Annotated in this window: 41 protein-coding genes; 35 read left to right on the top strand and 6 right to left on the bottom strand. The window is 48.6% G+C overall.

What is annotated here, in order from left to right:
* The first annotated feature begins 25 nt into the window (after window positions 1-25).
* From rplC to J1779_RS03980, 30 genes are all read left to right on the top strand, one after another.
* Window positions 26-655, top strand: coding sequence for a 50S ribosomal protein L3 (gene rplC / locus J1779_RS04125; protein WP_056778020.1), 630 nt, complete (start codon window positions 26-28; stop codon window positions 653-655).
* A 16-nt stretch (window positions 656-671) separates the two neighbouring features.
* A complete protein-coding gene (rplD, locus tag J1779_RS04120) occupies window positions 672-1277 on the top strand; it encodes a 50S ribosomal protein L4 (protein WP_056778021.1) in 606 nt (201 codons plus the stop codon).
* Window positions 1274-1576 (top strand): 50S ribosomal protein L23, encoded by a 303-nt coding sequence (gene rplW, locus J1779_RS04115; protein WP_056778023.1) that lies wholly within the window; start codon window positions 1274-1276, stop codon window positions 1574-1576. The genes rplD and rplW overlap by 4 nt, the downstream gene beginning before the upstream one ends.
* 19 nt (window positions 1577-1595) lie before the next feature.
* Complete coding sequence (gene rplB, locus J1779_RS04110) at window positions 1596-2420, top strand: 50S ribosomal protein L2 (protein WP_056778025.1); 825 nt, start codon at window positions 1596-1598, stop codon at window positions 2418-2420.
* A 14-nt stretch (window positions 2421-2434) separates the two neighbouring features.
* Window positions 2435-2713 (top strand): 30S ribosomal protein S19, encoded by a 279-nt coding sequence (gene rpsS, locus J1779_RS04105; protein WP_004929772.1) that lies wholly within the window; start codon window positions 2435-2437, stop codon window positions 2711-2713.
* A gap of 14 nt (window positions 2714-2727) precedes the next feature.
* Window positions 2728-3060: a 50S ribosomal protein L22 gene (rplV, locus tag J1779_RS04100; protein ID WP_004391423.1), complete on the top strand. Its 333-nt coding sequence runs from the start codon at window positions 2728-2730 to the stop codon at window positions 3058-3060.
* Window positions 3061-3077: 17 nt separating this feature from the next.
* On the top strand, window positions 3078-3776 hold the full coding sequence (gene rpsC / locus J1779_RS04095) for a 30S ribosomal protein S3 (protein WP_056778028.1): 699 nt from the start codon (window positions 3078-3080) through the stop codon (window positions 3774-3776).
* Between the two features lie 12 nt (window positions 3777-3788).
* Window positions 3789-4199, top strand: a complete 411-nt coding sequence (rplP, locus tag J1779_RS04090) for a 50S ribosomal protein L16 (RefSeq protein WP_009639183.1) — start codon at window positions 3789-3791, stop codon at window positions 4197-4199.
* On the top strand, window positions 4199-4390 hold the full coding sequence (gene rpmC, locus J1779_RS04085; RefSeq protein ID WP_013573692.1) for a 50S ribosomal protein L29: 192 nt from the start codon (window positions 4199-4201) through the stop codon (window positions 4388-4390). Before rplP ends, rpmC begins: the two co-directional genes overlap by 1 nt.
* Window positions 4390-4644: a 30S ribosomal protein S17 gene (gene rpsQ / locus J1779_RS04080; RefSeq protein ID WP_056778032.1), complete on the top strand. Its 255-nt coding sequence runs from the start codon at window positions 4390-4392 to the stop codon at window positions 4642-4644. The genes rpmC and rpsQ overlap by 1 nt, the downstream gene beginning before the upstream one ends.
* 169 nt (window positions 4645-4813) lie before the next feature.
* Window positions 4814-5185, top strand: coding sequence for a 50S ribosomal protein L14 (rplN, locus tag J1779_RS04075; RefSeq protein ID WP_008457164.1), 372 nt, complete (start codon window positions 4814-4816; stop codon window positions 5183-5185).
* A gap of 11 nt (window positions 5186-5196) precedes the next feature.
* Entirely contained in the window at window positions 5197-5511 is a 315-nt protein-coding gene (gene rplX, locus J1779_RS04070) for a 50S ribosomal protein L24 (protein ID WP_056778037.1), read from the top strand.
* A gap of 14 nt (window positions 5512-5525) precedes the next feature.
* Window positions 5526-6065, top strand: coding sequence for a 50S ribosomal protein L5 (rplE, locus tag J1779_RS04065; RefSeq protein WP_013573695.1), 540 nt, complete (start codon window positions 5526-5528; stop codon window positions 6063-6065).
* 13 nt (window positions 6066-6078) lie between these two features.
* Window positions 6079-6384, top strand: a complete 306-nt coding sequence (rpsN, locus tag J1779_RS04060; RefSeq protein ID WP_013573696.1) for a 30S ribosomal protein S14 — start codon at window positions 6079-6081, stop codon at window positions 6382-6384.
* 33 nt (window positions 6385-6417) lie between these two features.
* A complete protein-coding gene (gene rpsH / locus J1779_RS04055) occupies window positions 6418-6810 on the top strand; it encodes a 30S ribosomal protein S8 (RefSeq protein WP_013573697.1) in 393 nt (130 codons plus the stop codon).
* Window positions 6811-6823: 13 nt separating this feature from the next.
* Complete coding sequence (rplF, locus tag J1779_RS04050; RefSeq protein WP_056778041.1) at window positions 6824-7357, top strand: 50S ribosomal protein L6; 534 nt, start codon at window positions 6824-6826, stop codon at window positions 7355-7357.
* A gap of 9 nt (window positions 7358-7366) precedes the next feature.
* Complete coding sequence (rplR, locus tag J1779_RS04045) at window positions 7367-7720, top strand: 50S ribosomal protein L18 (RefSeq protein ID WP_034793671.1); 354 nt, start codon at window positions 7367-7369, stop codon at window positions 7718-7720.
* Window positions 7721-7734: 14 nt separating this feature from the next.
* Window positions 7735-8235, top strand: a complete 501-nt coding sequence (gene rpsE / locus J1779_RS04040; protein WP_013573700.1) for a 30S ribosomal protein S5 — start codon at window positions 7735-7737, stop codon at window positions 8233-8235.
* A 6-nt stretch (window positions 8236-8241) separates the two neighbouring features.
* Window positions 8242-8421 carry a 50S ribosomal protein L30 gene (gene rpmD, locus J1779_RS04035; RefSeq protein ID WP_013573701.1) on the top strand — a complete coding sequence of 60 codons (180 nt, stop codon included), beginning with the start codon at window positions 8242-8244 and terminating at the stop codon, window positions 8419-8421.
* A gap of 3 nt (window positions 8422-8424) precedes the next feature.
* Window positions 8425-8859: a 50S ribosomal protein L15 gene (rplO, locus tag J1779_RS04030; protein WP_056778046.1), complete on the top strand. Its 435-nt coding sequence runs from the start codon at window positions 8425-8427 to the stop codon at window positions 8857-8859.
* A gap of 7 nt (window positions 8860-8866) precedes the next feature.
* Window positions 8867-10198 carry a preprotein translocase subunit SecY gene (gene secY / locus J1779_RS04025; protein ID WP_034793668.1) on the top strand — a complete coding sequence of 444 codons (1332 nt, stop codon included), beginning with the start codon at window positions 8867-8869 and terminating at the stop codon, window positions 10196-10198.
* Between the two features lie 33 nt (window positions 10199-10231).
* Entirely contained in the window at window positions 10232-10348 is a 117-nt protein-coding gene (rpmJ, locus tag J1779_RS04020; protein WP_012768118.1) for a 50S ribosomal protein L36, read from the top strand.
* Between the two features lie 148 nt (window positions 10349-10496).
* Window positions 10497-10853 (top strand): 30S ribosomal protein S13, encoded by a 357-nt coding sequence (gene rpsM / locus J1779_RS04015; protein WP_013573704.1) that lies wholly within the window; start codon window positions 10497-10499, stop codon window positions 10851-10853.
* A 17-nt stretch (window positions 10854-10870) separates the two neighbouring features.
* A complete protein-coding gene (gene rpsK / locus J1779_RS04010; RefSeq protein ID WP_004929731.1) occupies window positions 10871-11260 on the top strand; it encodes a 30S ribosomal protein S11 in 390 nt (129 codons plus the stop codon).
* 30 nt (window positions 11261-11290) lie between these two features.
* Window positions 11291-11911, top strand: coding sequence for a 30S ribosomal protein S4 (gene rpsD / locus J1779_RS04005; RefSeq protein WP_056778049.1), 621 nt, complete (start codon window positions 11291-11293; stop codon window positions 11909-11911).
* A 25-nt stretch (window positions 11912-11936) separates the two neighbouring features.
* The gene (locus J1779_RS04000; protein ID WP_002919219.1) at window positions 11937-12926 is read left to right on the top strand and encodes a DNA-directed RNA polymerase subunit alpha; all 990 of its coding nucleotides are present in this window, start codon (window positions 11937-11939) and stop codon (window positions 12924-12926) included.
* A gap of 40 nt (window positions 12927-12966) precedes the next feature.
* Window positions 12967-13356, top strand: coding sequence for a 50S ribosomal protein L17 (rplQ, locus tag J1779_RS03995; RefSeq protein WP_013573706.1), 390 nt, complete (start codon window positions 12967-12969; stop codon window positions 13354-13356).
* Between the two features lie 154 nt (window positions 13357-13510).
* The gene (locus tag J1779_RS03990) at window positions 13511-13879 is read left to right on the top strand and encodes a DnaJ family domain-containing protein (protein WP_217202930.1); all 369 of its coding nucleotides are present in this window, start codon (window positions 13511-13513) and stop codon (window positions 13877-13879) included.
* Between the two features lie 2 nt (window positions 13880-13881).
* Window positions 13882-14322 carry a Zn(2+)-responsive transcriptional regulator gene (gene zntR, locus J1779_RS03985; protein ID WP_056778056.1) on the top strand — a complete coding sequence of 147 codons (441 nt, stop codon included), beginning with the start codon at window positions 13882-13884 and terminating at the stop codon, window positions 14320-14322.
* Between the two features lie 54 nt (window positions 14323-14376).
* Window positions 14377-14577 (top strand): alternative ribosome-rescue factor A, encoded by a 201-nt coding sequence (locus tag J1779_RS03980; RefSeq protein ID WP_056778060.1) that lies wholly within the window; start codon window positions 14377-14379, stop codon window positions 14575-14577.
* A 27-nt stretch (window positions 14578-14604) separates the two neighbouring features.
* On the opposite strand, the gene mscL is transcribed toward J1779_RS03980, so the two are convergent.
* The 5 genes from mscL to def all read right to left on the bottom strand — a co-directional run bounded on the left by mscL (window position 14605) and on the right by def (window position 19417).
* Entirely contained in the window at window positions 14605-15021 is a 417-nt protein-coding gene (gene mscL, locus J1779_RS03975; RefSeq protein ID WP_056778064.1) for a large-conductance mechanosensitive channel protein MscL, read from the bottom strand.
* A 121-nt stretch (window positions 15022-15142) separates the two neighbouring features.
* Window positions 15143-16519, bottom strand: a complete 1377-nt coding sequence (gene trkA / locus J1779_RS03970) for a Trk system potassium transporter TrkA (protein WP_056778068.1) — start codon at window positions 16517-16519, stop codon at window positions 15143-15145.
* Window positions 16520-16578: 59 nt separating this feature from the next.
* Window positions 16579-17868 (bottom strand): 16S rRNA (cytosine(967)-C(5))-methyltransferase RsmB, encoded by a 1290-nt coding sequence (gene rsmB, locus J1779_RS03965; protein ID WP_056778072.1) that lies wholly within the window; start codon window positions 17866-17868, stop codon window positions 16579-16581.
* Between the two features lie 75 nt (window positions 17869-17943).
* Entirely contained in the window at window positions 17944-18903 is a 960-nt protein-coding gene (fmt, locus tag J1779_RS03960) for a methionyl-tRNA formyltransferase (protein WP_183851053.1), read from the bottom strand.
* 1 nt (window position 18904) lies between these two features.
* Entirely contained in the window at window positions 18905-19417 is a 513-nt protein-coding gene (gene def, locus J1779_RS03955; protein ID WP_056778079.1) for a peptide deformylase, read from the bottom strand.
* Window positions 19418-19545: 128 nt separating this feature from the next.
* On the opposite strand from def, the gene dprA reads away from it, so the two are divergent.
* The 5 genes from dprA to aroE are packed head-to-tail and all read left to right on the top strand — an operon-like array spanning window position 19546 to window position 23137.
* On the top strand, window positions 19546-20715 hold the full coding sequence (dprA, locus tag J1779_RS03950; protein ID WP_183851047.1) for a DNA-protecting protein DprA: 1170 nt from the start codon (window positions 19546-19548) through the stop codon (window positions 20713-20715).
* Window positions 20687-21160: a DUF494 family protein gene (locus J1779_RS03945; RefSeq protein WP_056778086.1), complete on the top strand. Its 474-nt coding sequence runs from the start codon at window positions 20687-20689 to the stop codon at window positions 21158-21160. Before dprA ends, J1779_RS03945 begins: the two co-directional genes overlap by 29 nt.
* 24 nt (window positions 21161-21184) lie before the next feature.
* A complete protein-coding gene (locus J1779_RS03940; RefSeq protein ID WP_056778091.1) occupies window positions 21185-21745 on the top strand; it encodes a DNA topoisomerase family protein in 561 nt (186 codons plus the stop codon).
* Complete coding sequence (tsaC, locus tag J1779_RS03935; protein WP_056778095.1) at window positions 21738-22307, top strand: L-threonylcarbamoyladenylate synthase type 1 TsaC; 570 nt, start codon at window positions 21738-21740, stop codon at window positions 22305-22307. Before J1779_RS03940 ends, tsaC begins: the two co-directional genes overlap by 8 nt.
* 11 nt (window positions 22308-22318) lie before the next feature.
* Window positions 22319-23137, top strand: coding sequence for a shikimate dehydrogenase (aroE, locus tag J1779_RS03930; protein ID WP_217202929.1), 819 nt, complete (start codon window positions 22319-22321; stop codon window positions 23135-23137).
* A 49-nt stretch (window positions 23138-23186) separates the two neighbouring features.
* Here aroE and J1779_RS03925 read toward each other — a convergent pair whose 3' ends face one another.
* A complete protein-coding gene (locus J1779_RS03925) occupies window positions 23187-23729 on the bottom strand; it encodes a gamma carbonic anhydrase family protein (RefSeq protein ID WP_217202928.1) in 543 nt (180 codons plus the stop codon).
* Between the last annotated feature and the right edge of the window lie 395 nt (window positions 23730-24124).

Genomic DNA, 24124 nt, shown 5'->3' with positions numbered 1-24124 from the left:
CATTGACGATTGAGAGGTTGAAACAATGATTGGTTTAGTCGGTAAGAAAGTGGGCATGACTCGTATCTTCACAGAAGATGGCGTTTCAATCCCAGTAACCGTTATCGAAATTGAAGCAAACCGCGTTACTCAGGTCAAAGACCTGGACAACGATGGTTACCGTGCTGTGCAGGTTACCACTGGTAGCAAAAAAGCTAACCGTGTAACCAAACCAGAAGCGGGTCACTTCGCTAAAGCTGGCGTAGAAGCTGGCCGTGGTTTGTGGGAATTCCGCCTTGCAGAAGGTGAAGAATTTACTGCAGGTCAGAACATTAGCGTTGAAATTTTCGCAGACGTTAAGAAAGTCGATGTTACCGGTACTTCTAAAGGTAAAGGTTTTGCTGGCACAGTTAAGCGCTGGAACTTCCGTACCCAAGATGCTACCCACGGTAACTCCTTGGCACACCGTGGACATGGTTCAATCGGTCAGAACCAGACTCCAGGTAAAGTGTTCAAAGGTAAGAAAATGGCAGGCCAACTGGGTAACGAACGTGTAACCGTTCAGAGCCTGGATGTAGTACGTGTTGATGCTGAGCGCAACCTGCTACTGGTCAAGGGTGCTGTTCCGGGTGCTACCGGTGGCAACCTGATCGTTAAACCTGCTGTTAAGGCTTAACGTCGAGGAGATAGGAATGGAATTAGTAGTGAAAGACGCGCAAAGCGCGCTGACTGTTTCCGAAACTACCTTCGGGCGTGATTTCAATGAAGCGCTTGTACACCAGGTCGTTGTTGCTTATGCAGCAGGTGCCCGTCAAGGTACTCGCGCTCAGAAGACCCGTGCTGAAGTAACTGGTTCCGGTAAAAAACCTTGGCGTCAGAAAGGTACTGGCCGTGCGCGTGCAGGTTCTGTAAAGAGCCCAATCTGGCGTTCCGGTGGTGTAACCTTCGCTGCAAAGCCACAGGACCACAGTCAAAAAGTAAATAAAAAGATGTACCGCGGCGCGCTGAAAAGCATTCTGTCCGAACTGGTACGTCAAGATCGTCTGATCGTTGTCGAATCGTTCTCTGTAGAAGCGCCTAAAACTAAGCTGCTGGCACAGAAACTGAAAGACATGGCTCTGGAAGACGTGCTGATTGTAACTGGCGAAGTCGACGAGAATCTGTTCCTGGCCGCACGTAACCTGTACAAGGTTGACGTTCGCGATGTAGCAGGTATCGATCCAGTAAGCCTGATCGCCTTCGACAAAGTGGTTATGACTGCTGACGCTGTGAAGCAAGTTGAGGAGATGCTGGCATGATTCGTGAAGAACGTCTGCTGAAAGTGCTGCGCGCGCCGCACGTTTCTGAAAAAGCTTCTACCGCGATGGAAAAGAACAACACCATCGTACTCAAAGTTGCCAAAGACGCGACTAAAGCAGAAATCAAAGCTGCGGTTTCGAAACTGTTTGAAGTCGAAGTCGAAGACGTAAACACCTTGCTGGTTAAAGGCAAAGTGAAACGTCAGGGTCAGCGTGTTGGTCGTCGTAGCGACTGGAAAAAAGCTTACGTCACCCTGAAAGAAGGCCAGAATCTGGACTTCATCAGCGGCGCTGAGTAAGTCGGAGGAGTAAGAAACAATGGCAATTGTTAAATGTAAACCTACATCTCCGGGTCGTCGCCACGTTGTTAAAGTGGTTAACCCTGAGCTGCACAAGGGTAAACCTTATGCCCCGCTGCTTGAAAAACTGAGCAAAAGCGGTGGCCGTAACAACAATGGCCGTATCACCACCCGTCATATCGGTGGTGGCCACAAACAGCATTACCGTCTTGTTGACTTTAAACGCAACAAAGATGGCATCGCTGCAGTGGTTGAGCGTCTGGAGTACGATCCGAACCGTTCCGCGAATATCGCGCTGGTTCTGTACAAAGACGGTGAACGCCGTTATATCCTGGCGCCGAAAGGCCTGAAAGTGGGTGACCAGATCCAATCTGGCGTTGATGCTGCAATCAAGACAGGTAACGCCCTGCCTATGCGCAACATCCCAGTAGGTTCAACGGTTCACAACGTAGAAATGAAACCAGGTAAAGGCGGCCAGATGGCTCGCTCAGCTGGTGCCTACGTTCAGATCGTTGCTCGTGACGGTTCCTACGTAACTCTGCGTCTGCGCTCTGGCGAAATGCGTAAAGTTCAGATTGATTGCCGCGCCACCTTAGGTGAAGTCGGTAACTCTGAACATATGCTTCGCGTTCTGGGTAAAGCAGGTGCAAGTCGTTGGCGTGGTATTCGTCCTACCGTTCGCGGTACTGCGATGAACCCAGTCGATCACCCACACGGTGGTGGTGAAGGTCGTAACTTTGGTAAGCACCCGGTAACTCCGTGGGGCGTTCAAACCAAAGGTAAGAAGACCCGTAGCAACAAGCGTACTGATAAATTCATTGTACGTCGCCGTAGTAAAAAATAATTAGAGGATAAGCCATGCCACGTTCTCTCAAGAAAGGTCCTTTTATTGACCTGCACTTGCTGAAGAAGGTAGAGAAAGCGGTGGAAAGCGGTGACAAGAAGCCTTTGCGCACTTGGTCCCGTCGTTCAACGATCTTTCCTAACATGATCGGTTTGACCATCGCTGTCCATAATGGTCGTCAGCACGTACCAGTGTTCGTTTCCGATGAAATGGTCGGTCACAAACTGGGTGAATTCGCGCCGACTCGTACTTATCGCGGCCATGCGGCTGATAAAAAAGCTAAAAAGCGCTAAGGTAGGAGGAAGAGATGGAAACTATAGCTAAACATCGCCACGCTCGTTCTTCTGCTCAGAAGGTCCGCCTTGTTGCTGACCTGATCCGCGGTAAGAAAGTGTCGCAAGCTCTGGAAACTTTGGCCTACACCAACAAGAAAGCTGCTGGTCTGGTTAAGAAGGTGCTGGAGTCTGCCATTGCTAACGCAGAACACAACGATGGCGCTGACATCGATGATCTGAAAGTCACGAAGATTTTCGTAGACGAAGGCCCAAGCATGAAGCGCATTATGCCGCGTGCTAAAGGTCGTGCAGATCGCATCCTGAAGCGCACCAGCCACATTACTGTGGTTGTGTCCGATCGCTGAGACTCTGGAGACTAGCAATGGGTCAGAAAGTACATCCTAATGGTATTCGCCTAGGTATTGTCAAACCTTGGAATTCTACTTGGTATGCAAATACCAAAGATTTCGCTGACAACCTGGACAGCGACTTTAAAGTTCGCCAGTTCCTGACTAAGGAATTGTCGAAAGCTTCCGTTTCTCGCATCGTTATCGAGCGTCCAGCGAAGAGCATCCGTGTGACTATTCACACCGCTCGTCCTGGCATCGTAATCGGCAAGAAAGGTGAAGATGTCGAAAAACTGCGTAAGGTCGTAGCGGATATCGCTGGCGTTCCTGCGCAGATTAACATCGCCGAAATCCGTAAACCGGAACTGGACGCAAAATTGGTTGCTGACAGCATTACTTCACAGCTGGAACGTCGTGTTATGTTCCGTCGTGCTATGAAGCGTGCTGTACAGAACGCAATGCGTCTTGGCGCTAAAGGTATCAAAGTTGAAGTAAGCGGCCGCCTTGGCGGTGCTGAAATCGCGCGTACCGAATGGTACCGTGAAGGTCGTGTTCCGTTGCATACTCTGCGTGCGGATATCGATTACAACACATCTGAAGCGCACACCACTTACGGTGTAATCGGCGTTAAGGTATGGATCTTCAAAGGTGAGATCCTGGGTGGTATGGCTGCAGTTGAACAACCGGAACCGGCTGCTCAACCTAAAAAGCAGCAGCGTAAAGGCCGCAAGTAAGGAGAGTCGCTGATGTTACAACCAAAGCGTACAAAATTCCGTAAGGTGCACAAGGGCCGCAACCGTGGTCTTGCGCAAGGTACGGATGTGAGCTTCGGCACTTACGGTCTGAAAGCTGTTGGCCGTGGTCGTCTGACTGCTCGTCAAATTGAAGCAGCACGTCGTGCGATGACCCGTGCAGTTAAGCGTCAAGGTAAGATCTGGATCCGAGTATTCCCGGACAAACCGATCACCGAGAAACCGCTCGAAGTTCGTATGGGTAAAGGTAAAGGCAACGTAGAGTATTGGGTTGCTTTGATTCAGCCTGGTAAAGTCCTGTATGAAATGGACGGTGTGCCTGAAGAGCTGGCTCGTGAAGCCTTCCAGCTGGCAGCAGCCAAACTGCCTATCAAAACCACCTTTGTAACTAAGACGGTGATGTAATGAAAGCACAAGAGCTGCGCGAAAAAAGCGTGGAAGAGCTGAACACTGAGTTGCTGAACCTTTTGCGTGAGCAGTTTAACCTGCGCATGCAAACGGCAAGCGGTCAGTTGCAGCAAACACACCTGTTGAAACAAGTGCGTCGTGATGTTGCACGTGTGAAAACTTTACTGACTGAAAAGGCGGGTGCGTAATGACTGATAAGATCCGTACTCTGCAGGGTCGTGTAATCAGTGACAAAATGGAGAAATCCATGGTTGTTGCGATTGAGCGTGTGGTGAAACACCCGATTTACGGTAAATTCATCAAACGTACGACCAAATTGCACGTACATGACGAGAACAATGAATGTGGTATCGGCGACGTTGTAGAAATCAGCGAATGCCGTCCACTGTCTAAGACTAAGTCTTGGACCTTGGTTCGCGTTGTAGAGAAAGCGATTCTGTAATACAGTAGCGCTTCTCAAAAACAAATAAACGGCTCATGTACGTGGGCCGTTTATTTTTTCTACCCATAATCGGGAACCGGTGTTATAATGCCGCGCCCTCATATTGTGGGGATTTCTTAATGACCTATCCTGGGTCCTAAGTTGTAGTTGACATTAGCGGAGCACTAACATGATCCAAGAACAGACTATGCTGACCGTGGCCGACAACTCCGGTGCACGTCGCGTAATGTGTATCAAGGTTCTAGGTGGCTCGCACCGTCGCTACGCAGGCGTCGGCGACATCATCAAAATTACCATCAAGGAAGCAATTCCTCGCGGTAAGGTGAAGAAAGGCGATGTGCTGAAGGCGGTAGTGGTGCGCACCAAGAAGGGTGTTCGTCGCCCGGACGGTTCTGTCATTCGCTTCGATGGTAATGCTTGCGTTATTTTAAACAATAACAGCGAACAGCCAATCGGCACGCGTATTTTTGGGCCGGTAACTCGTGAACTGCGTAATGAGAAGTTCATGAAAATTATCTCTCTGGCACCAGAAGTACTCTAAGGAGCGAAACCATGGCAGCGAAAATCCGTCGTGATGACGAAGTTATCCTGCTTACCGGTAAAGATAAAGGTAAGCGCGGTAAAGTTAAAAATGTCCTGACTTCTGGTAAGGTCATTGTTGAAGGTATAAACCTGGTTAAGAAACATCAGAAGCCTGTACCGGCCCTGAACCAACCAGGCGGCATCGTTGAAAAAGAAGCTGCAATTCCGGTTTCTAACGTTGCACTCTTCAACACGGCAACTGGCAAGGCGGACCGTGTAGGCTTTAGATTCGAAGACGGCAAAAAAGTACGTTTCTTCAAGTCTAACAGCGTAACTATCAAGTAATTTGGAGTAGTACGATGGCGAAACTGCATGATTACTACAAAGACGATGTCGTAAAAAAACTCATGGCTGAGTTTGGTTACAATTCTGTCATGCAAGTCCCTCGGGTCGAGAAGATCACCCTGAACATGGGTGTTGGTGAAGCGATCGCTGACAAGAAACTGCTGGATAACGCAGCAGCTGACCTGGCAGCAATCTCCGGTCAAAAACCGTTGATCACCAAAGCACGCAAATCAGTTGCAGGCTTCAAAATCCGTCAGGGCTATCCGATCGGCTGTAAAGTAACCCTCCGCGGCGAACGCATGTGGGAGTTCTTTGAGCGTCTGGTCTCCATTGCTGTTCCACGTATTCGTGACTTCCGCGGCTTGTCTGCTAAGTCTTTCGATGGTCGTGGTAACTACAGCATGGGCGTGCGTGAACAGATCATCTTCCCGGAAATCGATTATGATAAAGTCGATCGCGTTCGTGGTTTAGATATTACTATCACCACTACTGCGAAATCCGATGATGAAGGCCGTGCATTGCTGACAGCCTTTAACTTCCCGTTCCGCAAGTAAGGCAGGGTTACTAATGGCTAAGCAATCCATGAAAGCACGCGAAGTCGTTCGCGTTAAACTGGCTGATAAATACCGCGCTAAACGCGAGGAATTGAAAGCTATTATCTCTGGTGTGAACTCATCCGACGAAGATCGTTGGGATGCAGTTCTTAAGCTGCAGTCTCTGCCGCGTGATTCCAGCCCGTCTCGTCAGCGTAACCGCTGCCGTCAAACTGGTCGTCCGCATGCTTTCCTGCGGAAGTTCGGGTTGAGCCGTATTAAGGTCCGTGAAGCCGCTATGCGCGGTGAAATTCCGGGTCTTAAAAAGGCTAGCTGGTAATTGTCACCAATTGAATCACGGGAGTAAAGACAGATGAGCATGCAAGATCCGATCGCGGATATGCTGACCCGTATCCGTAACGGTCAAGCCGCGAACAAAGTTGCGGTCACCATGCCTTCCTCCAAGCTGAAAGTGGCTATTGCCAACGTGCTGAAGGAAGAAGGCTACATTGAAGAATTTAAAATCGAAGGCGACGCCAAACCTGAACTGGAATTAGTACTGAAGTACTTCCAGGGCAAGGCAGTGGTAGAAAGCATTCAACGTATCAGCCGCCCTGGTCTGCGCATCTACAAGAAAAAAGATGAGCTGCCAAAGGTTATGGCCGGTATGGGTATCGCTGTTATTTCTACCTCTAAAGGTGTTATGACTGATCGTGCAGCTCGCCAGGCTGGTCTTGGTGGCGAGATTATCTGCTACGTAGCTTAATCGGGAGGAAAGCATGTCTCGTGTTGCAAAAGCACCCGTCGTCATTCCTGCCGGCGTAGAGGTAAAACTCAACGGTCAGGTTATTTCGATTAAGGGTAAAAACGGCGAGCTGTCACGTACTATCCATGACGCCGTTGTAGTTAAACAGGAAGAAAATACACTGACCTTCGGTCCGAACGAAGGTTTTGTAGACGGCTGGGCCCAAGCGGGTACCACTCGTGCACTGTTGAACTCTATGGTTATAGGTGTTACCGACGGCTTCACTAAAAAGCTTCAATTGGTAGGTGTTGGTTATCGTGCTGCTGTTAAAGGCAATGTGGTGAATTTGGCCTTAGGCTTCTCTCACCCAGTCGAGCACCAACTGCCGGAAGGCGTTACTGCAGAATGTCCTACCCAGACTGAAATCGTGCTGAAAGGCGCTGATAAACAAGTCATTGGTCAGGTTGCTGCGGATTTACGTGCCTACCGTCGTCCTGAGCCTTATAAAGGCAAGGGTGTCCGTTACGCCGACGAAGTCGTGCGTACCAAAGAGGCTAAGAAGAAGTAAGGTAACACTATGGATAAGAAATCTGCTCGTATCCGTCGTGCGACCCGCGCACGCCGCAAGCTCAAGGAATTGGGTGCGACTCGCCTGGTGGTACATCGTACCCCGCGTCATATTTACGCACAGGTTATCGCACCAAACGGTTCTGAAGTATTAGTTGCTGCATCTACTGTAGAAAAAACTATTACTGAGCAACTGAAGTATACCGGCAACAAAGATGCTGCCACTGCTGTAGGTAAAGCTATCGCAGAACGCGCATTGGAAAAAGGGATCACGAAAGTATCCTTTGACCGTTCCGGTTTCCAATATCATGGTCGAGTCCAGGCACTGGCAGATGCTGCCCGTGAAGCTGGCCTTCAGTTCTAAGGAAGAGGTTTAAGATGGCTCACATCGAAAAACAAGCTGGCGAACTGCAGGAAAAGCTGATCGCGGTAAACCGCGTATCTAAAACCGTAAAAGGTGGCCGTATCTTCAGCTTTACCGCACTGACAGTAGTTGGTGATGGTAACGGTCGCGTTGGTTTTGGCTACGGCAAAGCACGCGAAGTTCCGGCAGCGATCCAGAAAGCGATGGAAAAAGCCCGTCGCAACATGATGAATGTCGCGCTGAATAGCGGCACCCTGCAGCATCCTGTTAAAGGTGCTCATACGGGTTCCCGTGTGTTCATGCAGCCGGCTTCCGAAGGTACCGGTATTATTGCCGGTGGTGCAATGCGCGCCGTCCTGGAAGTTGCAGGGGTTCATAACGTATTAGCTAAAGCTTATGGTTCTACAAACCCAATTAACGTGGTTCGTGCAACTATTGATGCTCTGGCAAATATGAAATCCCCACAAATGGTCGCTGCCAAGCGTGGTAAATCCGTTGAAGAAATTCTGGGGTAATTAACCATGGCAAAGACTATTAAAGTTACACAAACTCGCAGTTCCATTGGCCGTCTGCCGAAGCATAAAGCTACTCTGCTTGGTCTGGGTCTGCGTCGTATTGGTCACACCGTTGAGCGCGAGGATACTCCTGCTGTACGCGGTATGATCAACCTGGTTTCCTACATGGTTAAGGTTGAGGAGTAAGAGATGCGTTTAAATACTCTGTCTCCGGCTGATGGTGCCAAACAAGCGCCTAAGCGTGTAGGTCGTGGTATTGGTTCTGGCCTGGGTAAAACCGCTGGTCGTGGTCACAAAGGTCAGAACTCACGTTCTGGCGGTGGCGTACGTCGTGGTTTTGAAGGTGGTCAGATGCCTTTATATCGTCGTTTGCCGAAATTCGGCTTCACCTCCCGCAAAGCTATGATCACGGCAGAAGTTCGTCTGTCTGAACTGGCTCTGGTGGAAGGCGACGTGATCGACCTGAACGCGCTGAAAGCCGCTAACGTAGTTGGTATCCAGATTGAATTCGCGAAAGTAATCCTTTCAGGCGAAGTCGGTCGTGCGGTAACTCTGCGTGGTTTGCGTGTCACCAAAGGCGCTCGTGTTGCTATCGAAGCTGCTGGCGGTAAAATTGAGGAATAAGTAGCAGATGGCTAAGCAACCGGGGTTAGATTTCCAAAGTGCCAAGGGTGGACTAGGCGAACTGAAGCGCAGACTTTTGTTTGTTATCGGTGCGTTGATTGTTTTCCGTATCGGCTCTTTTATTCCGATCCCTGGTATTGATGCCACTGTACTTGCCAAATTGCTCGAACAGCAAAGAGGCACCATCATTGAAATGTTTAACATGTTCTCTGGTGGTGCTCTTAGCCGTGCTTCTATCTTTGCTCTGGGAATCATGCCGTACATTTCGGCATCGATTATTATCCAGCTCTTAACGGTGGTTCATCCGGCGTTAGCAGAAATTAAGAAAGAAGGGGAGGCTGGCCGTCGTAAGATTAGTCAGTATACCCGCTACGGTACGCTGGTATTGGCAGTGTTTCAGTCGATCGGTATTGCTACCGGTCTTCCGAATATGCCTGGTATGCAGGGCTTGGTGTTAAATCCAGGCTTTGCGTTCTACTTTACTGCAGTAGTGAGCTTAGTTACCGGGACAATGTTCCTGATGTGGCTGGGTGAACAGATTACTGAACGAGGTATCGGTAACGGTATTTCAATCATTATCTTTGCAGGTATCGTAGCGGGTCTCCCGCCAGCAGTTGCCCATACTATCGAACAAGCTCGGCAAGGCGACCTGCACTTCCTCCTGTTGCTGTTGGTTGCAGTTTTAGTGTTTGCAGTGACTTTCTTTGTGGTGTTTGTTGAACGTGGCCAACGTCGTATTGTCGTTAACTACGCTAAACGCCAACAAGGTCGTCGTGTTTATGCAGCACAGAGCACGCACTTACCGTTGAAAGTGAATATGGCTGGGGTTATCCCTGCAATCTTCGCTTCCAGCATAATTCTGTTCCCAGCCACGATTGCATCATGGTTTGGGGGCGGGACTGGTTGGAACTGGCTGACTACGATTTCGCTGTATTTGCAGCCTGGACAACCGCTTTATGTGTTACTCTATGCGACTGCAATCATCTTCTTCTGTTTCTTTTATACTGCGCTGGTGTTCAACCCGCGTGAGACAGCAGATAACCTGAAGAAGTCCGGTGCATTTGTACCAGGAATTCGTCCGGGAGAGCAAACGGCGAAGTACATCGATAAAGTAATGACTCGCTTAACCTTAATTGGTGCGATGTATATTACTTTTATCTGCCTTATCCCGGAGTTCATGCGTGACGCGATGAAAGTTCCATTCTACTTTGGTGGTACTTCTCTACTCATCGTAGTCGTTGTCATTATGGACTTTATGGCTCAAGTGCAAACTCTGATGATGTCAAGTCAGTACGAGTCTGCATTGAAGAAAGCAAACCTGAAAGGCTACAACCGCTAATCTGGTGCGTTTGAGAAGTTACGGAGAGTAAAAATGAAAGTTCGTGCTTCCGTCAAGAAATTATGTCGTAACTGCAAAATTGTTAAGCGTAACGGTATCGTTCGCGTAATCTGCAGCGCAGAACCGAAGCATAAACAGCGTCAAGGCTGATTATCTCGCATATTTTTCTTGCAAAGTTGGGTTGAGCTGGCTAGATTAGCCAGCCAATCTTTTGTATGTAAGCAGCAATACTATTTGAGTATCCTGAAAACGGGCTTTTCAGAATGGTATTGCCGTATATAAATAGTAGGAGTGCATAGTGGCCCGTATAGCAGGCATTAACATTCCTGATCAGAAACATACCGTGATCGCATTAACTTCGATCTACGGCATCGGTAAAACCCGCTCACAGTCTATCTGTGCTGCATCCGGTATTGCTGAAAATGTTAAGATCAGTGAGCTGTCTGAAGAGCAAATCGAAAAACTGCGTGACGAAGTTGCCAAGTTCATTGTTGAAGGTGATCTGCGTCGTGAAGTCACCCTGAGCATCAAGCGTCTTATGGACCTTGGAACTTATCGTGGTTTGCGTCATCGTCGTGGTCTTCCAGTACGCGGTCAGCGTACCAAGACTAACGCACGTACCCGTAAGGGTCCGCGTAAACCGATCAAGAAATAATCGGGGTGATTGAATAAATGGCAAAGGCACCTGTTCGTACACGTAAACGTGTAAGAAAACAAGTCTCTGACGGCGTGGCTCATATCCATGCTTCTTTCAACAACACCATTGTTACCATTACCGATCGTCAGGGTAATGCTTTGGGTTGGGCAACAGCTGGTGGTTCCGGTTTCCGTGGTTCTCGTAAATCCACTCCGTTCGCAGCTCAGGTTGCAGCAGAGCGCTGCGCTGACGCAGTGAAAGAATACGGTATCAAGAATCTGGAAGTTATGGTTAAAGGACCTGGTCCTGGTCGTGAGTCTACTATCCGCGCGTTAAACGCGGCTGGTTTCCGCATCACTAATATTACTGATGTGACTCCTATCCCTCATAACGGTTGTCGTCCGCCGAAAAAGCGTCGCGTATAACGCTGCTTTTAGGTTTGTTGGAGAGAGAAAATGGCAAGATATTTGGGTCCTAAGCTCAAGCTTAGCCGTCGTGAGGGCACAGATTTATTCCTTAAATCTGGCGTTCGCGCGATCGATACCAAGTGTAAAATTGAACAAGCTCCTGGTCAGCATGGTGCGCGTAAACCGCGTCTGTCTGATTACGGTGTACAGTTACGTGAAAAGCAAAAAGTTCGCCGTATCTTCGGTGTTCTTGAGCGTCAGTTCCGTAACTATTATAAAGAAGCAGCACGCCTGAAAGGCAACACCGGTGAAAACCTGTTGCAACTCCTGGAAGGTCGTTTGGACAACGTTGTTTATCGTATGGGCTTCGGCGCTACTCGTGCGGAATCGCGCCAGTTAGTTAGCCACAAAGCTATCATGGTAAACGGTCGCGTTGTTAACATCGCTTCTTATCAGGTATCTCCGAATGACGTTGTCAGCATCCGAGAGAAAGCTAAAAAGCAATCTCGTGTGAAGGCCGCTTTGGAGTTGGCTGAACAGCGTGAAAAGCCGACTTGGCTTGAAGTTGATGCTGCTAAGATGGAAGGTGTGTTCAAGCGTATGCCTGAACGTACTGATCTGTCTTCCGACATTAACGAACACCTGATCGTCGAGCTTTACTCTAAGTAAAGCTTAGTACCAAAGAGAGGACACAATGCAGGGTTCTGTGACAGAGTTTCTAAAACCGCGCCTGGTAGATATCGAGCAAGTCAGTTCGACGCACGCCAAGGTGACCCTTGAGCCTTTAGAACGTGGCTTTGGCCATACTTTAGGCAACGCACTGCGCCGTATTCTGCTTTCATCCATGCCGGGTTGCGCGGTGACCGAGGTTGAGATTGATGGTGTACTGCATGAGTACAGCACCAAAGAAGGCGTACAGGAAGATATCCTGGAGATCCTGCTCAACCTGAAAGGGCTGGCGGTGAGAGTTCAAGGGAAAGATGAAGTTATTCTTACCCTGAATAAGTCTGGCATTGGCCCTGTGACTGCAGCCGACATTACCCATGATGGTGATGTCGAAATCGTCAAGCCGCAACATGTCATCTGCCATCTGACCGATGAGAACGCAGCTATTAGCATGCGCATCAAAGTTCAACGTGGTCGTGGATATGTACCGGCGTCTGCCCGAATTCATTCGGAAGAAGATGAGCGCCCAATTGGTCGTCTGTTAGTAGATGCATGCTACAGCCCTGTAGAGCGAATTGCCTACAATGTTGAAGCAGCGCGTGTAGAACAGCGTACTGATTTGGACAAGCTGGTTATCGAAATGGAAACCAACGGTACGATCGATCCTGAAGAGGCGATCCGTCGTGCGGCAACCATTCTTGCTGAACAACTTGAAGCTTTCGTTGATTTACGTGATGTACGTCAACCGGAAGTCAAAGAAGAGAAGCCGGAATTCGATCCAATCCTGCTGCGCCCTGTTGACGATCTGGAATTGACTGTCCGCTCTGCTAACTGCCTTAAAGCAGAAGCAATCCACTACATCGGTGATCTGGTACAGCGTACCGAGGTTGAGTTACTTAAAACACCTAACCTGGGTAAAAAATCTCTTACTGAGATCAAAGACGTACTTGCGTCCCGTGGTTTGTCACTAGGCATGCGCCTGGAAAACTGGCCACCAGCAAGTATTGCTGACGAGTAACCGGATCACAGGTTAAGGTTTTACTGAGAAGGATAAGGTCATGCGCCATCGTAAGAGTGGTCGTCAACTGAACCGTAACAGCAGCCACCGACAGGCTATGTTCCGTAACATGGCCGGCTCTTTGGTTCGTCATGAGATCATCAAGACGACCCTGCCGAAAGCGAAAGAGCTGCGTCGCGTTGTTGAGCCGCTGATTACTCTTGCCAAGACCGACAACGTTGCAAATCGTCGTCTGGCATTCGCCCGTACTCGTGATAACGAGATCGTGGCAAAACTGTTTAATGAACTGGGCCCGCGTTTCGCGAGCCGTGCCGGTGGTTACACTCGTATTCTTAAGTGTGGTTTCCGTGCAGGCGACAATGCGCCGATGGCATACATCGAGCTCGTTGATCGTGCAGAGTCAAAAGCAGAAGTAGCAACTGCTGAATAATCTGTAGATGCATGAAAAAACCGGGCTTGCCCGGTTTTTTTACATCTAAAATTTATCCCTTCCATAATTTCTTTCTCTGCGCCATTCTGAATTACCCTTGTTTTCGCGCTACTCTGTACTAATGAATCACATTTAATGTTGGCGAGGCTCTGCCATGTTTTTGGTTGATCAATGGGTGGAAAAATACATCAAAGAAGCGAGTGCTAGAGGCGAGTTCGAAAACTTATCTGGTAAAGGCAAGCCATTGGTTTTAGATGATGACAGTGCGGTGCCTGCAGAACTCCGGGTTGCTTATCGTATTCTCAAGAATGCGGGGTATTTACCTCCTGAGTTGCAAGATCGTAAGGAAGCTCTCGAGTTAGAACATATGCTTAGATGCTTGGCGCCGAATGATCCAGAGTTGTGCGTCATTGAGAAGCGCCTTCAACTGCTCAAGTTAAGATTGCAACGGTCGGGCATGAATACAGATTTTATTGATGGGTGTTATAACGACGCCATTAGAGGGAAATTTAAAGGTGAGTAAACATGTTTAAAATTGGCGAATTAGCCCGGCTCGCAAATGTTTCGAATGATACTGTTCGCTACTATGAAAAGCAGGGAATGATGAGTTCAGCACAACGTGACAGCTCGGGGTATCGTCAATATGATGACAATGATCTGCAAAGACTGCGCTTCATTCGGTACGCCAAATCAACAGGCTTCACTCTTGAAGCGATCAGAGAATTACTGTCGATTCGAATTGACCCCGCTCATCATACCTGCCAGGAATCAAAGTCGATTGTTGAGGAGCGGCTTGCAGAAGTTGAGCTCAAATTGAAGGAGCTTGAGCGCATGAAAGAATCGCTTCAGAGGTTGAGCAAGGCGTGCTGCGGTTCATCACACTCAAGCATCAGCTGTTCTATCCTCGAAGCTTTAGAGGACGGGGCTGGAAAAGTGACATTGAAATCCCTTTCACATGAAGAATGAACGCAGTATGATGCGGCGGTATTTTAGGCAGTTAATGATTAAACTGAGGAATTTATGAGTAACTACAAGCACCAAAAAGGCATTATTCAGGAAAATGCGTTACAAGCACTTTTGCATGATCCGCTCTTTAAGCAGCGAATAGAAAAGAATCTGAAGGGAAAAGGCAGTTACCGTCGCAAAGAAAAAAATGGAAAAGGGCGCTATCTGGAGGGCAGTGTTGAGTGTTTTACGAATATTCAACACTGCCCTTCATAAGTAAGCCGAATGAGGGTTCTGAGTCCCTTAGAATTTCGGTGTCTGTTGCTCTTTTAACAAGTCACGTATTTCTGCTAACAGTGTTTCTTCTGCGGTCGGTTTAGGCGGTGCAGCGGGTACATCTTCTTGTTTCCGACGCATCTTATTCATCAGTGTAATCGCACAAAAAATGGCTAATGCAACAATAATGAAATCAAAGATGTTCTGGATAAAGACACCGTAATGCATCACAACGGCAGGTACTGTGCCCTGCGCTTCCCGGAGTACCAGAGTAAACTGTTTGAAATCAACGCCACCGATAAGTAATCCCAGTGGCGGCATAATAATGTCAGCAACCAGTGATGATACTATTTTCCCAAATGCGGCACCGATGATGACACCTACCGCCAGGTCAACCACGTTGCCTCGCATGGCAAACTCACGAAACTCTTTCATAAAACTCATAAAATTCTCCTTGGCAAATTCAACAATTGTGTCAAACAAAGTAAAGACCATTTGTCGCGTCTTCGCTACAAAACTTATCTTCAGAAATCTATTTTAAACAAAACCTGTCGAGCTGTGTGCGTTATAAGAAGAACGGACTTGGCTGGAACAAACGCTCAACGTCTCTGACAAACTTCTTGTCGGTGATGAACATGACGACATGATCACCTTGTTGTATCCTGCTGTTTCCGTTAGCAATGATGACTTCATTACCGCGAACAATAGCCCCGATTGTTGTGCCAGGCGGAAGCTTAATTTGTTCGACAGTACGGCCAACTACCTTTGACGTAGTTTCATCGCCATGCGCAATCGCTTCGATCGCTTCAGCTACTCCCCGGCGCAATGATGAAACGCTCACAATATCTGCTTTTCTCACGTGACCCAGCAGAGCTGATATGGTGGCTTGTTGAGGTGAAATAGCGATATCAATGACGCTTCCTTGAACCAGGTCGACATAGGCGCTGCGTTGAATAAGCACCATGGCTTTCTTGGCGCCCATACGTTTGGCAAGCATGGCGGACATAATATTGGCTTCATCGTCATTGGTGATCGCGATGAATACATCTACTTGTTCGATGTGTTCTTCTGCCAGCAATTCCTGATCGGAGGCATCACCGTAAAACACGATAGTGTCTTGCAGAAGTTCCGCAAGTTCAGCGGCACGTTGCTGATCCCGTTCGATGAGTTTTACGCTGTAATTTTTCTCAAGCTTTTGTGCCAGCCCAGCTCCAACGTTACCACCACCTACAATCATGATTCGTTTGTAAGGCTTTTCAAGCCGCTGAAGTTCACTCATTACCGCACGTATGTGCTGAGAGGCTGCGACAAAGAACACTTCATCGCCTGCTTCTATAATTGTAGAACCCTGAGGACGTATCGGACGTTCGTGGCGGAATATCGCAGCAACGCGGGTTTCAATATGTGGCATGTGCTCACGCATTGATGAAAGGGCATTTCCCACCAGCGGACCACCGTAATAGGCTTTTACCGCAGCAATGCTGACTTTACCTTCGGCAAAGTTTACGACCTGAAGTGCGCCTGGATACTCAATCAGTTTGTAGATGTAGTCCGTGACTAACTGCTCAGGAGAAATCAAATGATCAATGGGCACCGCTTCAGGATTGAAGAGCTTTTCCGATTCACGGATATATTCAGTCGAGCGTATTCGGGCAATGCGATTAGGTGTATTGAATAATGAATACGCTATCTGACAGGCCACCATATTAGTTTCATCAGAGTTTGTGACTGCCACTAACATATCGGCATCTTCGGCGCCGGCTTCGCGTAAAACGCGCGGGTGAGAGCCATGACCTTGCACGACGCGCAGATCGAACTTGTCCTGGAGCTGACGTAAACGAACGGTATTAGTATCAACAACGGTAATATCGTTGTTTTCGCCTACCAGGTTTTCGGCGAGCGTTCCGCCAACTTGCCCGGCACCGAGAATGATTATTTTCATATGACTCTCTGCTTTGCCTAAAAAGTATCAGCCTGAGTAGATAGCGCTAATGCAGACGTTTAACGTTTAATCAGTTTAGCGTAATAGAAGCCATCGCCGTCTTCAGCATGAGGCAGATTTTGTCGGCCTGGTTTTTCAGCTGAACCGGTTTCAACCAACATTGCATCGGGATGCGTTTGTAAAAAAGCAGAAATTTGTTCGCTGTTTTCATCTGGCAGAATTGAGCAAGTGGCATAAACCATCACACCCTGACTTTTCAGTCGCGGCCAGACGGCTTCCAGAATTTCTTTTTGCAGTTTTGCGAGTTCCGCAATATCACTATCACGGCGCAGCCATTTGATGTCCGGATGTCTGCGAATAACACCGGTAGCGGAACAAGGAGCATCGAGAAGAATTCTATCGAAGACACGGTCGCCAGCCCAGTTTTGTGGCTCGCGGCCGTCACCTTGTTTGACTTCAGCACTCATTTTAAGGCGCTGGAGATTCTCATGGACCCGTTTTAGTCGCTGCTCGTCCACATCGATGGCTAACACATGCGCTTTAGGCGCTGCTTCCAAAATATGTGTGGTTTTTCCGCCCGGGGCGCAGCATAAATCGAGGATCATTTCTCCATCCTGCGGATCCAGCAGATCAACGCTACCTTGTGCCGATGCATCCTGAACTGTCACCCATCCTTCTGCGAATCCTGGCAGCAGGTTCACCTGGCAAGGTGTAACCAGACGAAGTGCATCGCGATACTCGTCATGCGCAATCGCCTCAATCTGAGCTTCGCTCAACAGGTGCAGATACTCATCCCGGGTATGATGCAGACGATTGACGCGTAACCACATCGGTGGTCTTTGGTTATTAGCATCAACGATATTTTCCCATTCTGCGGGATAGGCTTTCTTCAGACGATTTAACAGCCAGCTTGGGTGCAAATGACGGCTGTCATTATTAGCCATTTTCGGAAGTAACTCTTCCTGCTGTCGCTGGAACTGACGCAGAACACCGTTGATCAAACCTTTTAATTGTGGACGTTTTAGTGCTACAGCACCGTCAACTGTTTCTGCCAGCACGGCGTGTGCAGGGATACGGGTATGGATCAGCTGGTATAAGCCAACCATCAGTAAATAATGCAGAGTCCGTTGTTTACCCGTTAATGGTTTTGCCATGAGTTGCTGCAAACACCATTCCAGCTGAGGTAAAACCCTCAGCGTACCGAAACACAATTCCTGCAGTAATCCGCGATCTTTATCTGAGATGTTTTTCTGCAAACCGGGAAGAACGGTGGAAAGCGACAGACCTTTGTCTAATACCTGGCTAATAGCTTGCGCTGCAATACTACGGAGATTATAGGCTGTTTTCATAGTCAAAGAAGCTGAACAATATCAGCATTATCATGGGGATAAGGCCCGGCATTAAGCCGGGCGTAGTCGTAATGGTCAGGCTAAACGAGTGCCTGCGATAAACCATTCACGACGAGAGTTCAGCAAGTCCTGCGCGGACATGGCTTTTTTACCCGAAGGCTGGAGTTGGGTGATATTCAGGATACCGCTGGCGGTCGCAATCTGTATCCCTTTTTTATCTGCGGCGATAATGGTGCCCGGTAGCGCACCAGTTTCATCGGGCAAAGTGTCTGCCAGCCATACTTTCACCGGTTGGTCGTCAATCATGAAATAACTGACTGGCCACGGGTTAAAGGCACGGATGCAACGTTCAAGTTGCTCAGCAGAAAGCATCCAGTCTAAGCGAGCTTCTTCTTTACTGAGTTTTTCTGCATAAGTGACATGCGCTTCATCCTGAACTTCCCGAAGAGCAGTGCCCTTTGCCAGCTGGTGTAGCGTTTCAAGCAACCCAGATGGGCCGAGTAATGCCAGTTTGTTATAAAGTGATGCGCTTGTATCTTCAGGCAAGATATCGCACTCGACCTTATGCAGCATGTCGCCGGTGTCCAGTCCCACATCCATCTGCATAATAGTGATGCCCGTTTTAGTATCTCCGGCCCACAGCGAACGTTGGATCGGTGCCGCACCGCGCCAGCGTGGAAGCAGAGAACCATGCACATTGATGCATCCCAGTCTCGGCATTTCCAGTACGGCTTTAGGCAAAATCAGCCCATAGGCAACAACGACCATGATGTCCGCTTCTAATGCGGAAACCAGCGTCTGATTTTCTTCGGGCCGCAAAGATTTAGGCTGGAAAACCGGAATGTTGTTGGCCTCTGCCAGCATTTTTACCGGGCTCGCAGTCAGCTTATTGCCACGGCCAGAGGGGCGATCAGGTTGGGTGAATACACCCACAACCTGATGTTCAGATGTCAAAAGCGCGTCAAGATGACGCGCTGCAAAATCGGGTGTACCGGCAAATATAATCCGCAAAGCAGTATCCTGTGTTACACGAATATTAGTCAGGCCGGGCGTTCAGCTTGGCCATCTTTTCCATTTTCTGACGGATGCGCTGACGTTTCAGTGGAGATAAGTAATCCACAAACAATTTACCGACCAGATGATCCATTTCATGTTGAATGCAGATCGCCAGCAAGTCGTCAGCTTCCAGTTCGAAGCTTTTGCCTTCACGATCCAGAGCACGAATTTTCACTTTCTCAGCGCGTGGAACAAGGGCACGTTGATCTGGAATCGACAGGCAGCCTTCTTCAATTCCCGTTTCGCCGCTTTTTTCCAGCAACTCAGGGTTGATGAGCACCAGGCGCTCGTCACGATTTTCAGAAACATCAATGACAATAATACGCTGATGGATGTCGACCTGAGTCGCAGCCAGACCAATGCCTTCCTCTGCATACATGGTTTCGAACATATCATCCACGATTTGCTGGATTTTGGCGTCAACTACTTTGACCGGTTTTGCAGTAATGCGAAGCCGCTCGTCTGGGAAATGTAATATCTGTAATACGGACATATTTTTCTGGATCTTTATTCAATTGATTGAAGATATATAGTTTCTATTCTAGACATTTCTCGCTCCGATTGACAGCATCCTCTGCCAATTGAATCACTCGCTAAAAGGCATTGAAACGGAGCGCAGTAATGACACTACAGGAAGTATGGATACGTTTGTCTGCGGTGAAACGGCTCAGCGCTCATCGTGCTGAAGGGATTATCCAGGCTCTGTTTAGTCGGGGGAATTACATGAGGTCCGGGCTTTCTGGTTGCGGACTTTCACCGGAGCAGATAGATGATTTCCTTCAAATCAACCGGCAATGGCTTTTGGCATCCCTGAAGTGGCTGGAAGGTGATAACCGCCATCTGGTTACCTTTAACAGTGAGTTTTATCCGCCTCTATTGGCACAGATATCGTCACCTCCGTTAATTCTTTTTGTCGAAGGACAAGCTGGACTGTTGTCATCCCCGCAGATTGCTATGGTTGGAAGTCGCCACTTCACCCATTATGGTGATCACTATGCGCAGGTTTTTGCCGGTGGATTAGTTTGCAGCGGGTTTACCGTCACGAGCGGACTTGCTCTGGGGATAGATGGCATCAGCCATAAAGCCGCTCTGGATTCAGACGGAAACACTGTCGCTGTGCTGGGTAGCGGATTAATGAACCGCTACCCAGCACGTCATTCCAAATTAGCTGACCGTATTCTGGCGCAAGGAGGCGCACTGGTGTCTGAGCATTTAGTCTCCATGCCTCCCATTGCCGCACACTTTCCTCGCAGAAATCGGATTATCAGTGGCCTGAGCGTGGGCGTTTTGGTGGTTGAAGCGACGCTGCGCAGTGGCTCGTTAATCACAGCCCGCTTTGCGCTGGAGCAGGGCAGGGAAATATTTGCTTTACCGGGACCGCTGGGGAGTCTGACTTCAGAAGGAACGCACTGGCTTATCCGCCAGGGTGCTTATCTGGTCACCGAACCCAAGGATATCGCTGAGCATATGGGGAGCGGGTTGACATGGTTTCCGGCGCCTGTGGACTCATCATTGCGGCAAATTCCGCAGGATGAGGAAATATGTGCCTCAGAGGCGATTTTTTATGCACAAGATGACGAAGTTGAATTGCCATTTGCTGATGTGTTGGCTAACGTAGAATATGAGGTGACATCTGTTGACGTCGTCGCCGAACGTGCCGGCCAACCTGTGCCAGAAGTGGTAGGTAAACTACTCGAGCTGGAGTTAGCAGGATGGATCGCAGCTGTATCCGGCGGCTATGTCCGAATTAAGAGGGCAGGCCATGTTCGACGTACTAATGTACTTATTTGAAACTTACATTCACAACGAAGCGGAGATGAATGTTGACGAGGATAGGTTAACGGATGACTTGACCGAAGCTGGTTTCCACCGGGCCGATATTCACAATGCGTTGAATTGGCTTGAAAAACTTGCGGATATGCAAGAGGGTGGAACCCCATCTTACATGCTGGATTCTGATCCTTCAGCATTACGAATCTACACCGATGAGGAAACAAACCGGTTAGATTGCATGTGTCGTGGTTTTTTATTGTTCCTCGAACAGATCAAAGTGTTGAATTTCGATACCAGGGAAATGGTTATCGATCGTGTTATGGCTCTGGACACTGAAGAGTTCGATCTTGAAGATCTTAAGTGGGTCGTGCTGATGGTTCTCTTTAATATTCCCGGATATGAAAGTGCGTATCAGCAAATGGAAGAGCTGTTATTTGAAGTTAATGAAGGTTATCTGCACTAACAGATAACAGGTAAAACATAGCGTATGACTAAAGCAGCACTTTTTGCTGAGAAGCAAAATGAATCCTGTCCGGAATGCGGGGCCGGTTTGGTGATCCGTAGTGGTCGCCACGGCCCCTTTCTCAGCTGTTCTTCTTATCCACAATGTCAGTATATTCGACCGCTCAAAGCGCAGGCTGACGGCCATATCGTCAAAGTACTGGATGGGCAGCACTGCCCAAAATGTGAATCGACACTGGTATTGCGTCAGGGCCGTTATGGAATGTTTATTGGATGCAGCCAATATCCCGAATGTGATCATATTGAAGTGATCGACAAACCTGAAGAAACCAGTCTGAGTTGTCCACAGTGCGGCAGCGGGCATCTGTTACAGCGCAAATCACGGTTCGGCAAAGTCTTTCATGCCTGCGATCGCTATCCTGATTGTCAGTTTGCTATTAATAATAAGCCTGTCGCGGGCGAGTGTGCGCATTGCCACTACTCCTTGTTAATGGAAAAGAAAACAGCGCACGGTATTAAATTATTTTGTGCCAGTAAATTATGCGGAAAAGCCGTACAAACGAAAGATAACCCAACAGATGAATAAAGAAGCTGAAAACTCATTTAGCGTAGTGCTTGAAGCACTGCGTCAACAACAAGTGATCGCGTACCCCACAGAGGCCGTCTTTGGTTTGGGATGCGACCCTGACAGTGAACGGGCAGTCGAAGCACTGCTGGCGCTAAAAAAACGTCCTAAAGATAAAGGGCTGATTTTAATTGCTGATAATTATCAGCAACTCCTCCCTTATATAGATGACTCTTTTTTGACTGAGCAACAACGTCAGACAATATGGTCCTCATGGCCCGGCCCTGTCACCTGGGTAATGCCAGCTAAAGTCTCCACTCCTGACTGGCTGACCGGGCGTTTTTCCTCGCTCGCGGTTCGTGTTACGGATCATCCTCAGGTTAAAGAACTCTGCCAGAAATTTGGAAAGCCTCTGGTATCAACCAGCGCCAACCTCAATGGTGAGCCACCTTGTCGTTTCGCAGCAGAAGTCAGTCAGCAATTTGGGAATGAGTTTCCGGTTCTGGCGGGTAATGTCGGCGGAAGAGAAAATCCATCAGAAATCCGGGATGCCCTCACCGGGGATCTCATTCGCCAGGGCTAAGGATCGAGTTCATGCCATCTTTTGCAGTGTTTGGGAATCCGATTAGTCACAGCAAGTCACCAAGAATTCATGCACTTTTCGCCGCCCAGACGGGTATTGATCATACTTATGGAACGGTGTTGGCCCCGCACGAAGAGTTTGAGGAAACACTACGATCCTTTTTTCACGGTGGGGCCCAAGGGGCGAATATCACAGTCCCTTTTAAAGAGCGCGCATTTGCTGAGTGTGATGAACTGACCGATCGTGCGGCATTGTCTGGCGCGGTGAACACTCTGAAGAAACTTGAGGACGGGCGTCTGCTCGGGGATAACACCGATGGCATCGGTATGCTGAGCGATCTTGAACGGCTCAACCTCATCCGTAAAGGCGACCGGGTTCTGCTGATCGGCGCCGGCGGCGCGGCGCGGGGCGTCATTCTTCCGCTGCTGTCTTATGGTTGTTCTCTTGTCGTGACTAACCGGACGTTCGAGCGGGCACAGCATTTAAGCCATATTTTTGAAAGCAGAGGCGATATTCAGGCAATGCCATTGGAACAGCTGATGAACGAATCATTTGATTTGATCATCAATGCCACTGCCTCTGGTATTAAAGGTGAGATCCCAGCGATCCCCCAAGAAGTGATCACCTCGCAGACTCGCTTATACGATATGTACTATCAGGCCGGACTCACACCTTTTATCGAATGGGCGCAAAAGAAGGGAGTGACGCATTATGCAGATGGTTTGGGCATGCTGGTCGGGCAGGCAGCACATGCGTTTCATCTTTGGCATGGTGTTATGCCTGAGATTGAACCCGTGCTGGCGCAATTGAAGCAGGATTTGCTGAGTTAATTTTGAAGCATGCCTGAAGAAAGATGCTTCAGGCATGAGAACCGTTTAATCATTTCTGGTCGGTAAGATACAGATCTTTCCAGGTAACATAGTTATTGGAAGAGTAAGTCAGTCCTGCAAGTTCTTCAGACGTCAGCTCCCGGATCTGCTTCACCGGACTTCCCAGATAAAGATATCCACTTTCAAGTCGCTTCCCTGGGGGGACCAGACTTCCTGCACCGATCATCACGTCATCTTCAATGATCGCCCCATCCAGCAGTATTGATCCCATTCCAACCAGTACCCGATTGCCGATGGTACAACCATGCAACATAGCTTTATGACCGACCGTGACATCCTCACCAATGATCAGCGGATGACCTTCCGGATTGTGACGAGACTGATGGGTGACATGCAATACGCTCCCATCTTGCACATTGGTTCTGCAACCGATGACAACGTGATTAACGTCACCACGTATCACAACCAATGGCCAGATACTGACATCGTCCGCGAGAGCAACATCACCAATGATGACGCTGGAGGGGTCAACCATGACGTTTTCCCCCAAGGTGGGCAATGATCCCTGATATGCACGTAATGCCTGAGACATGTTTAATTACCTCATAATTGGGTTTTAATCTTGGCAATATAGTTCGGGTATGAAGAAATACCAATTATGAGGTGCCTGGATCGGTTGTAAAACCCGCGGATCGAGTGAGATCTCCTCGATGGGGTTGAAAAACACGCAGTCGATCCTTTTTATCGAAATAAATGCTTGTGCAAAAAATACGGATCCCTATAATGCCGCTCCATCGACAGGGAACAACGTGAACAACATCACGAAGTAACCGGGTCGGAAAGATTAAAAACAGTGATGGCCGGATGAAATAAACGGTTGACACTGAATGAGGAAAGCGTAATATACGCCACCTCGAGTTAGCAAGCGAAAGCGCGTAACTCACTGCTCTTTAACAATTTATCAGACAATCTGTGTGGGCACTCACA

The sequence above is a fragment of the Rahnella rivi genome (assembly GCF_019049655.1).
Classification (GTDB): Bacteria; Pseudomonadota; Gammaproteobacteria; order Enterobacterales; family Enterobacteriaceae; genus Rahnella; species Rahnella rivi.
The sequence above is the reverse complement of the archived record's forward strand: the minus strand, read 5'-3'. Positions and strand labels throughout refer to the sequence as shown.

Excerpts from the sequence above, each read along its gene's own strand:
- J1779_RS03945 (WP_056778086.1), top strand. The coding sequence starts at position 20,687 with ATGTTCGACGTACTAATGTACTTATTTGAAACTTACATTCACAACGAA.
- rpsK (WP_004929731.1), top strand. The coding sequence starts at position 10,871 with ATGGCAAAGGCACCTGTTCGTACACGTAAACGTGTAAGAAAACAAGTC.
- rplP (WP_009639183.1), top strand. The coding sequence starts at position 3,789 with ATGTTACAACCAAAGCGTACAAAATTCCGTAAGGTGCACAAGGGCCGC.
- rpmD (WP_013573701.1), top strand. The coding sequence starts at position 8,242 with ATGGCAAAGACTATTAAAGTTACACAAACTCGCAGTTCCATTGGCCGT.
- aroE (WP_217202929.1), top strand. The coding sequence starts at position 22,319 with ATGCCATCTTTTGCAGTGTTTGGGAATCCGATTAGTCACAGCAAGTCA.
- rplV (WP_004391423.1), top strand. The coding sequence starts at position 2,728 with ATGGAAACTATAGCTAAACATCGCCACGCTCGTTCTTCTGCTCAGAAG.
- rplW (WP_056778023.1), top strand. The coding sequence starts at position 1,274 with ATGATTCGTGAAGAACGTCTGCTGAAAGTGCTGCGCGCGCCGCACGTT.
- rpsH (WP_013573697.1), top strand. The coding sequence starts at position 6,418 with ATGAGCATGCAAGATCCGATCGCGGATATGCTGACCCGTATCCGTAAC.
- rplQ (WP_013573706.1), top strand. The coding sequence starts at position 12,967 with ATGCGCCATCGTAAGAGTGGTCGTCAACTGAACCGTAACAGCAGCCAC.
- J1779_RS03940 (WP_056778091.1), top strand. The coding sequence starts at position 21,185 with ATGACTAAAGCAGCACTTTTTGCTGAGAAGCAAAATGAATCCTGTCCG.
- J1779_RS04000 (WP_002919219.1), top strand. The coding sequence starts at position 11,937 with ATGCAGGGTTCTGTGACAGAGTTTCTAAAACCGCGCCTGGTAGATATC.
- rpsD (WP_056778049.1), top strand. The coding sequence starts at position 11,291 with ATGGCAAGATATTTGGGTCCTAAGCTCAAGCTTAGCCGTCGTGAGGGC.
- J1779_RS03980 (WP_056778060.1), top strand. The coding sequence starts at position 14,377 with ATGAGTAACTACAAGCACCAAAAAGGCATTATTCAGGAAAATGCGTTA.
- mscL (WP_056778064.1), bottom strand. The coding sequence starts at position 15,021 with ATGAGTTTTATGAAAGAGTTTCGTGAGTTTGCCATGCGAGGCAACGTG.
- rpsE (WP_013573700.1), top strand. The coding sequence starts at position 7,735 with ATGGCTCACATCGAAAAACAAGCTGGCGAACTGCAGGAAAAGCTGATC.
- rplN (WP_008457164.1), top strand. The coding sequence starts at position 4,814 with ATGATCCAAGAACAGACTATGCTGACCGTGGCCGACAACTCCGGTGCA.
- rpmC (WP_013573692.1), top strand. The coding sequence starts at position 4,199 with ATGAAAGCACAAGAGCTGCGCGAAAAAAGCGTGGAAGAGCTGAACACT.
- rplD (WP_056778021.1), top strand. The coding sequence starts at position 672 with ATGGAATTAGTAGTGAAAGACGCGCAAAGCGCGCTGACTGTTTCCGAA.
- rpmJ (WP_012768118.1), top strand. The coding sequence starts at position 10,232 with ATGAAAGTTCGTGCTTCCGTCAAGAAATTATGTCGTAACTGCAAAATT.
- zntR (WP_056778056.1), top strand. The coding sequence starts at position 13,882 with ATGTTTAAAATTGGCGAATTAGCCCGGCTCGCAAATGTTTCGAATGAT.
- tsaC (WP_056778095.1), top strand. The coding sequence starts at position 21,738 with ATGAATAAAGAAGCTGAAAACTCATTTAGCGTAGTGCTTGAAGCACTG.
- rpsS (WP_004929772.1), top strand. The coding sequence starts at position 2,435 with ATGCCACGTTCTCTCAAGAAAGGTCCTTTTATTGACCTGCACTTGCTG.
- J1779_RS03925 (WP_217202928.1), bottom strand. The coding sequence starts at position 23,729 with ATGTCTCAGGCATTACGTGCATATCAGGGATCATTGCCCACCTTGGGG.
- rplO (WP_056778046.1), top strand. The coding sequence starts at position 8,425 with ATGCGTTTAAATACTCTGTCTCCGGCTGATGGTGCCAAACAAGCGCCT.
- rplC (WP_056778020.1), top strand. The coding sequence starts at position 26 with ATGATTGGTTTAGTCGGTAAGAAAGTGGGCATGACTCGTATCTTCACA.
- trkA (WP_056778068.1), bottom strand. The coding sequence starts at position 16,519 with ATGAAAATAATCATTCTCGGTGCCGGGCAAGTTGGCGGAACGCTCGCC.
- secY (WP_034793668.1), top strand. The coding sequence starts at position 8,867 with ATGGCTAAGCAACCGGGGTTAGATTTCCAAAGTGCCAAGGGTGGACTA.
- rsmB (WP_056778072.1), bottom strand. The coding sequence starts at position 17,868 with ATGAAAACAGCCTATAATCTCCGTAGTATTGCAGCGCAAGCTATTAGC.
- rpsQ (WP_056778032.1), top strand. The coding sequence starts at position 4,390 with ATGACTGATAAGATCCGTACTCTGCAGGGTCGTGTAATCAGTGACAAA.
- rplX (WP_056778037.1), top strand. The coding sequence starts at position 5,197 with ATGGCAGCGAAAATCCGTCGTGATGACGAAGTTATCCTGCTTACCGGT.
- rplE (WP_013573695.1), top strand. The coding sequence starts at position 5,526 with ATGGCGAAACTGCATGATTACTACAAAGACGATGTCGTAAAAAAACTC.
- rplR (WP_034793671.1), top strand. The coding sequence starts at position 7,367 with ATGGATAAGAAATCTGCTCGTATCCGTCGTGCGACCCGCGCACGCCGC.
- rplB (WP_056778025.1), top strand. The coding sequence starts at position 1,596 with ATGGCAATTGTTAAATGTAAACCTACATCTCCGGGTCGTCGCCACGTT.
- J1779_RS03990 (WP_217202930.1), top strand. The coding sequence starts at position 13,511 with ATGTTTTTGGTTGATCAATGGGTGGAAAAATACATCAAAGAAGCGAGT.
- dprA (WP_183851047.1), top strand. The coding sequence starts at position 19,546 with ATGACACTACAGGAAGTATGGATACGTTTGTCTGCGGTGAAACGGCTC.
- def (WP_056778079.1), bottom strand. The coding sequence starts at position 19,417 with ATGTCCGTATTACAGATATTACATTTCCCAGACGAGCGGCTTCGCATT.
- rplF (WP_056778041.1), top strand. The coding sequence starts at position 6,824 with ATGTCTCGTGTTGCAAAAGCACCCGTCGTCATTCCTGCCGGCGTAGAG.
- rpsN (WP_013573696.1), top strand. The coding sequence starts at position 6,079 with ATGGCTAAGCAATCCATGAAAGCACGCGAAGTCGTTCGCGTTAAACTG.
- rpsC (WP_056778028.1), top strand. The coding sequence starts at position 3,078 with ATGGGTCAGAAAGTACATCCTAATGGTATTCGCCTAGGTATTGTCAAA.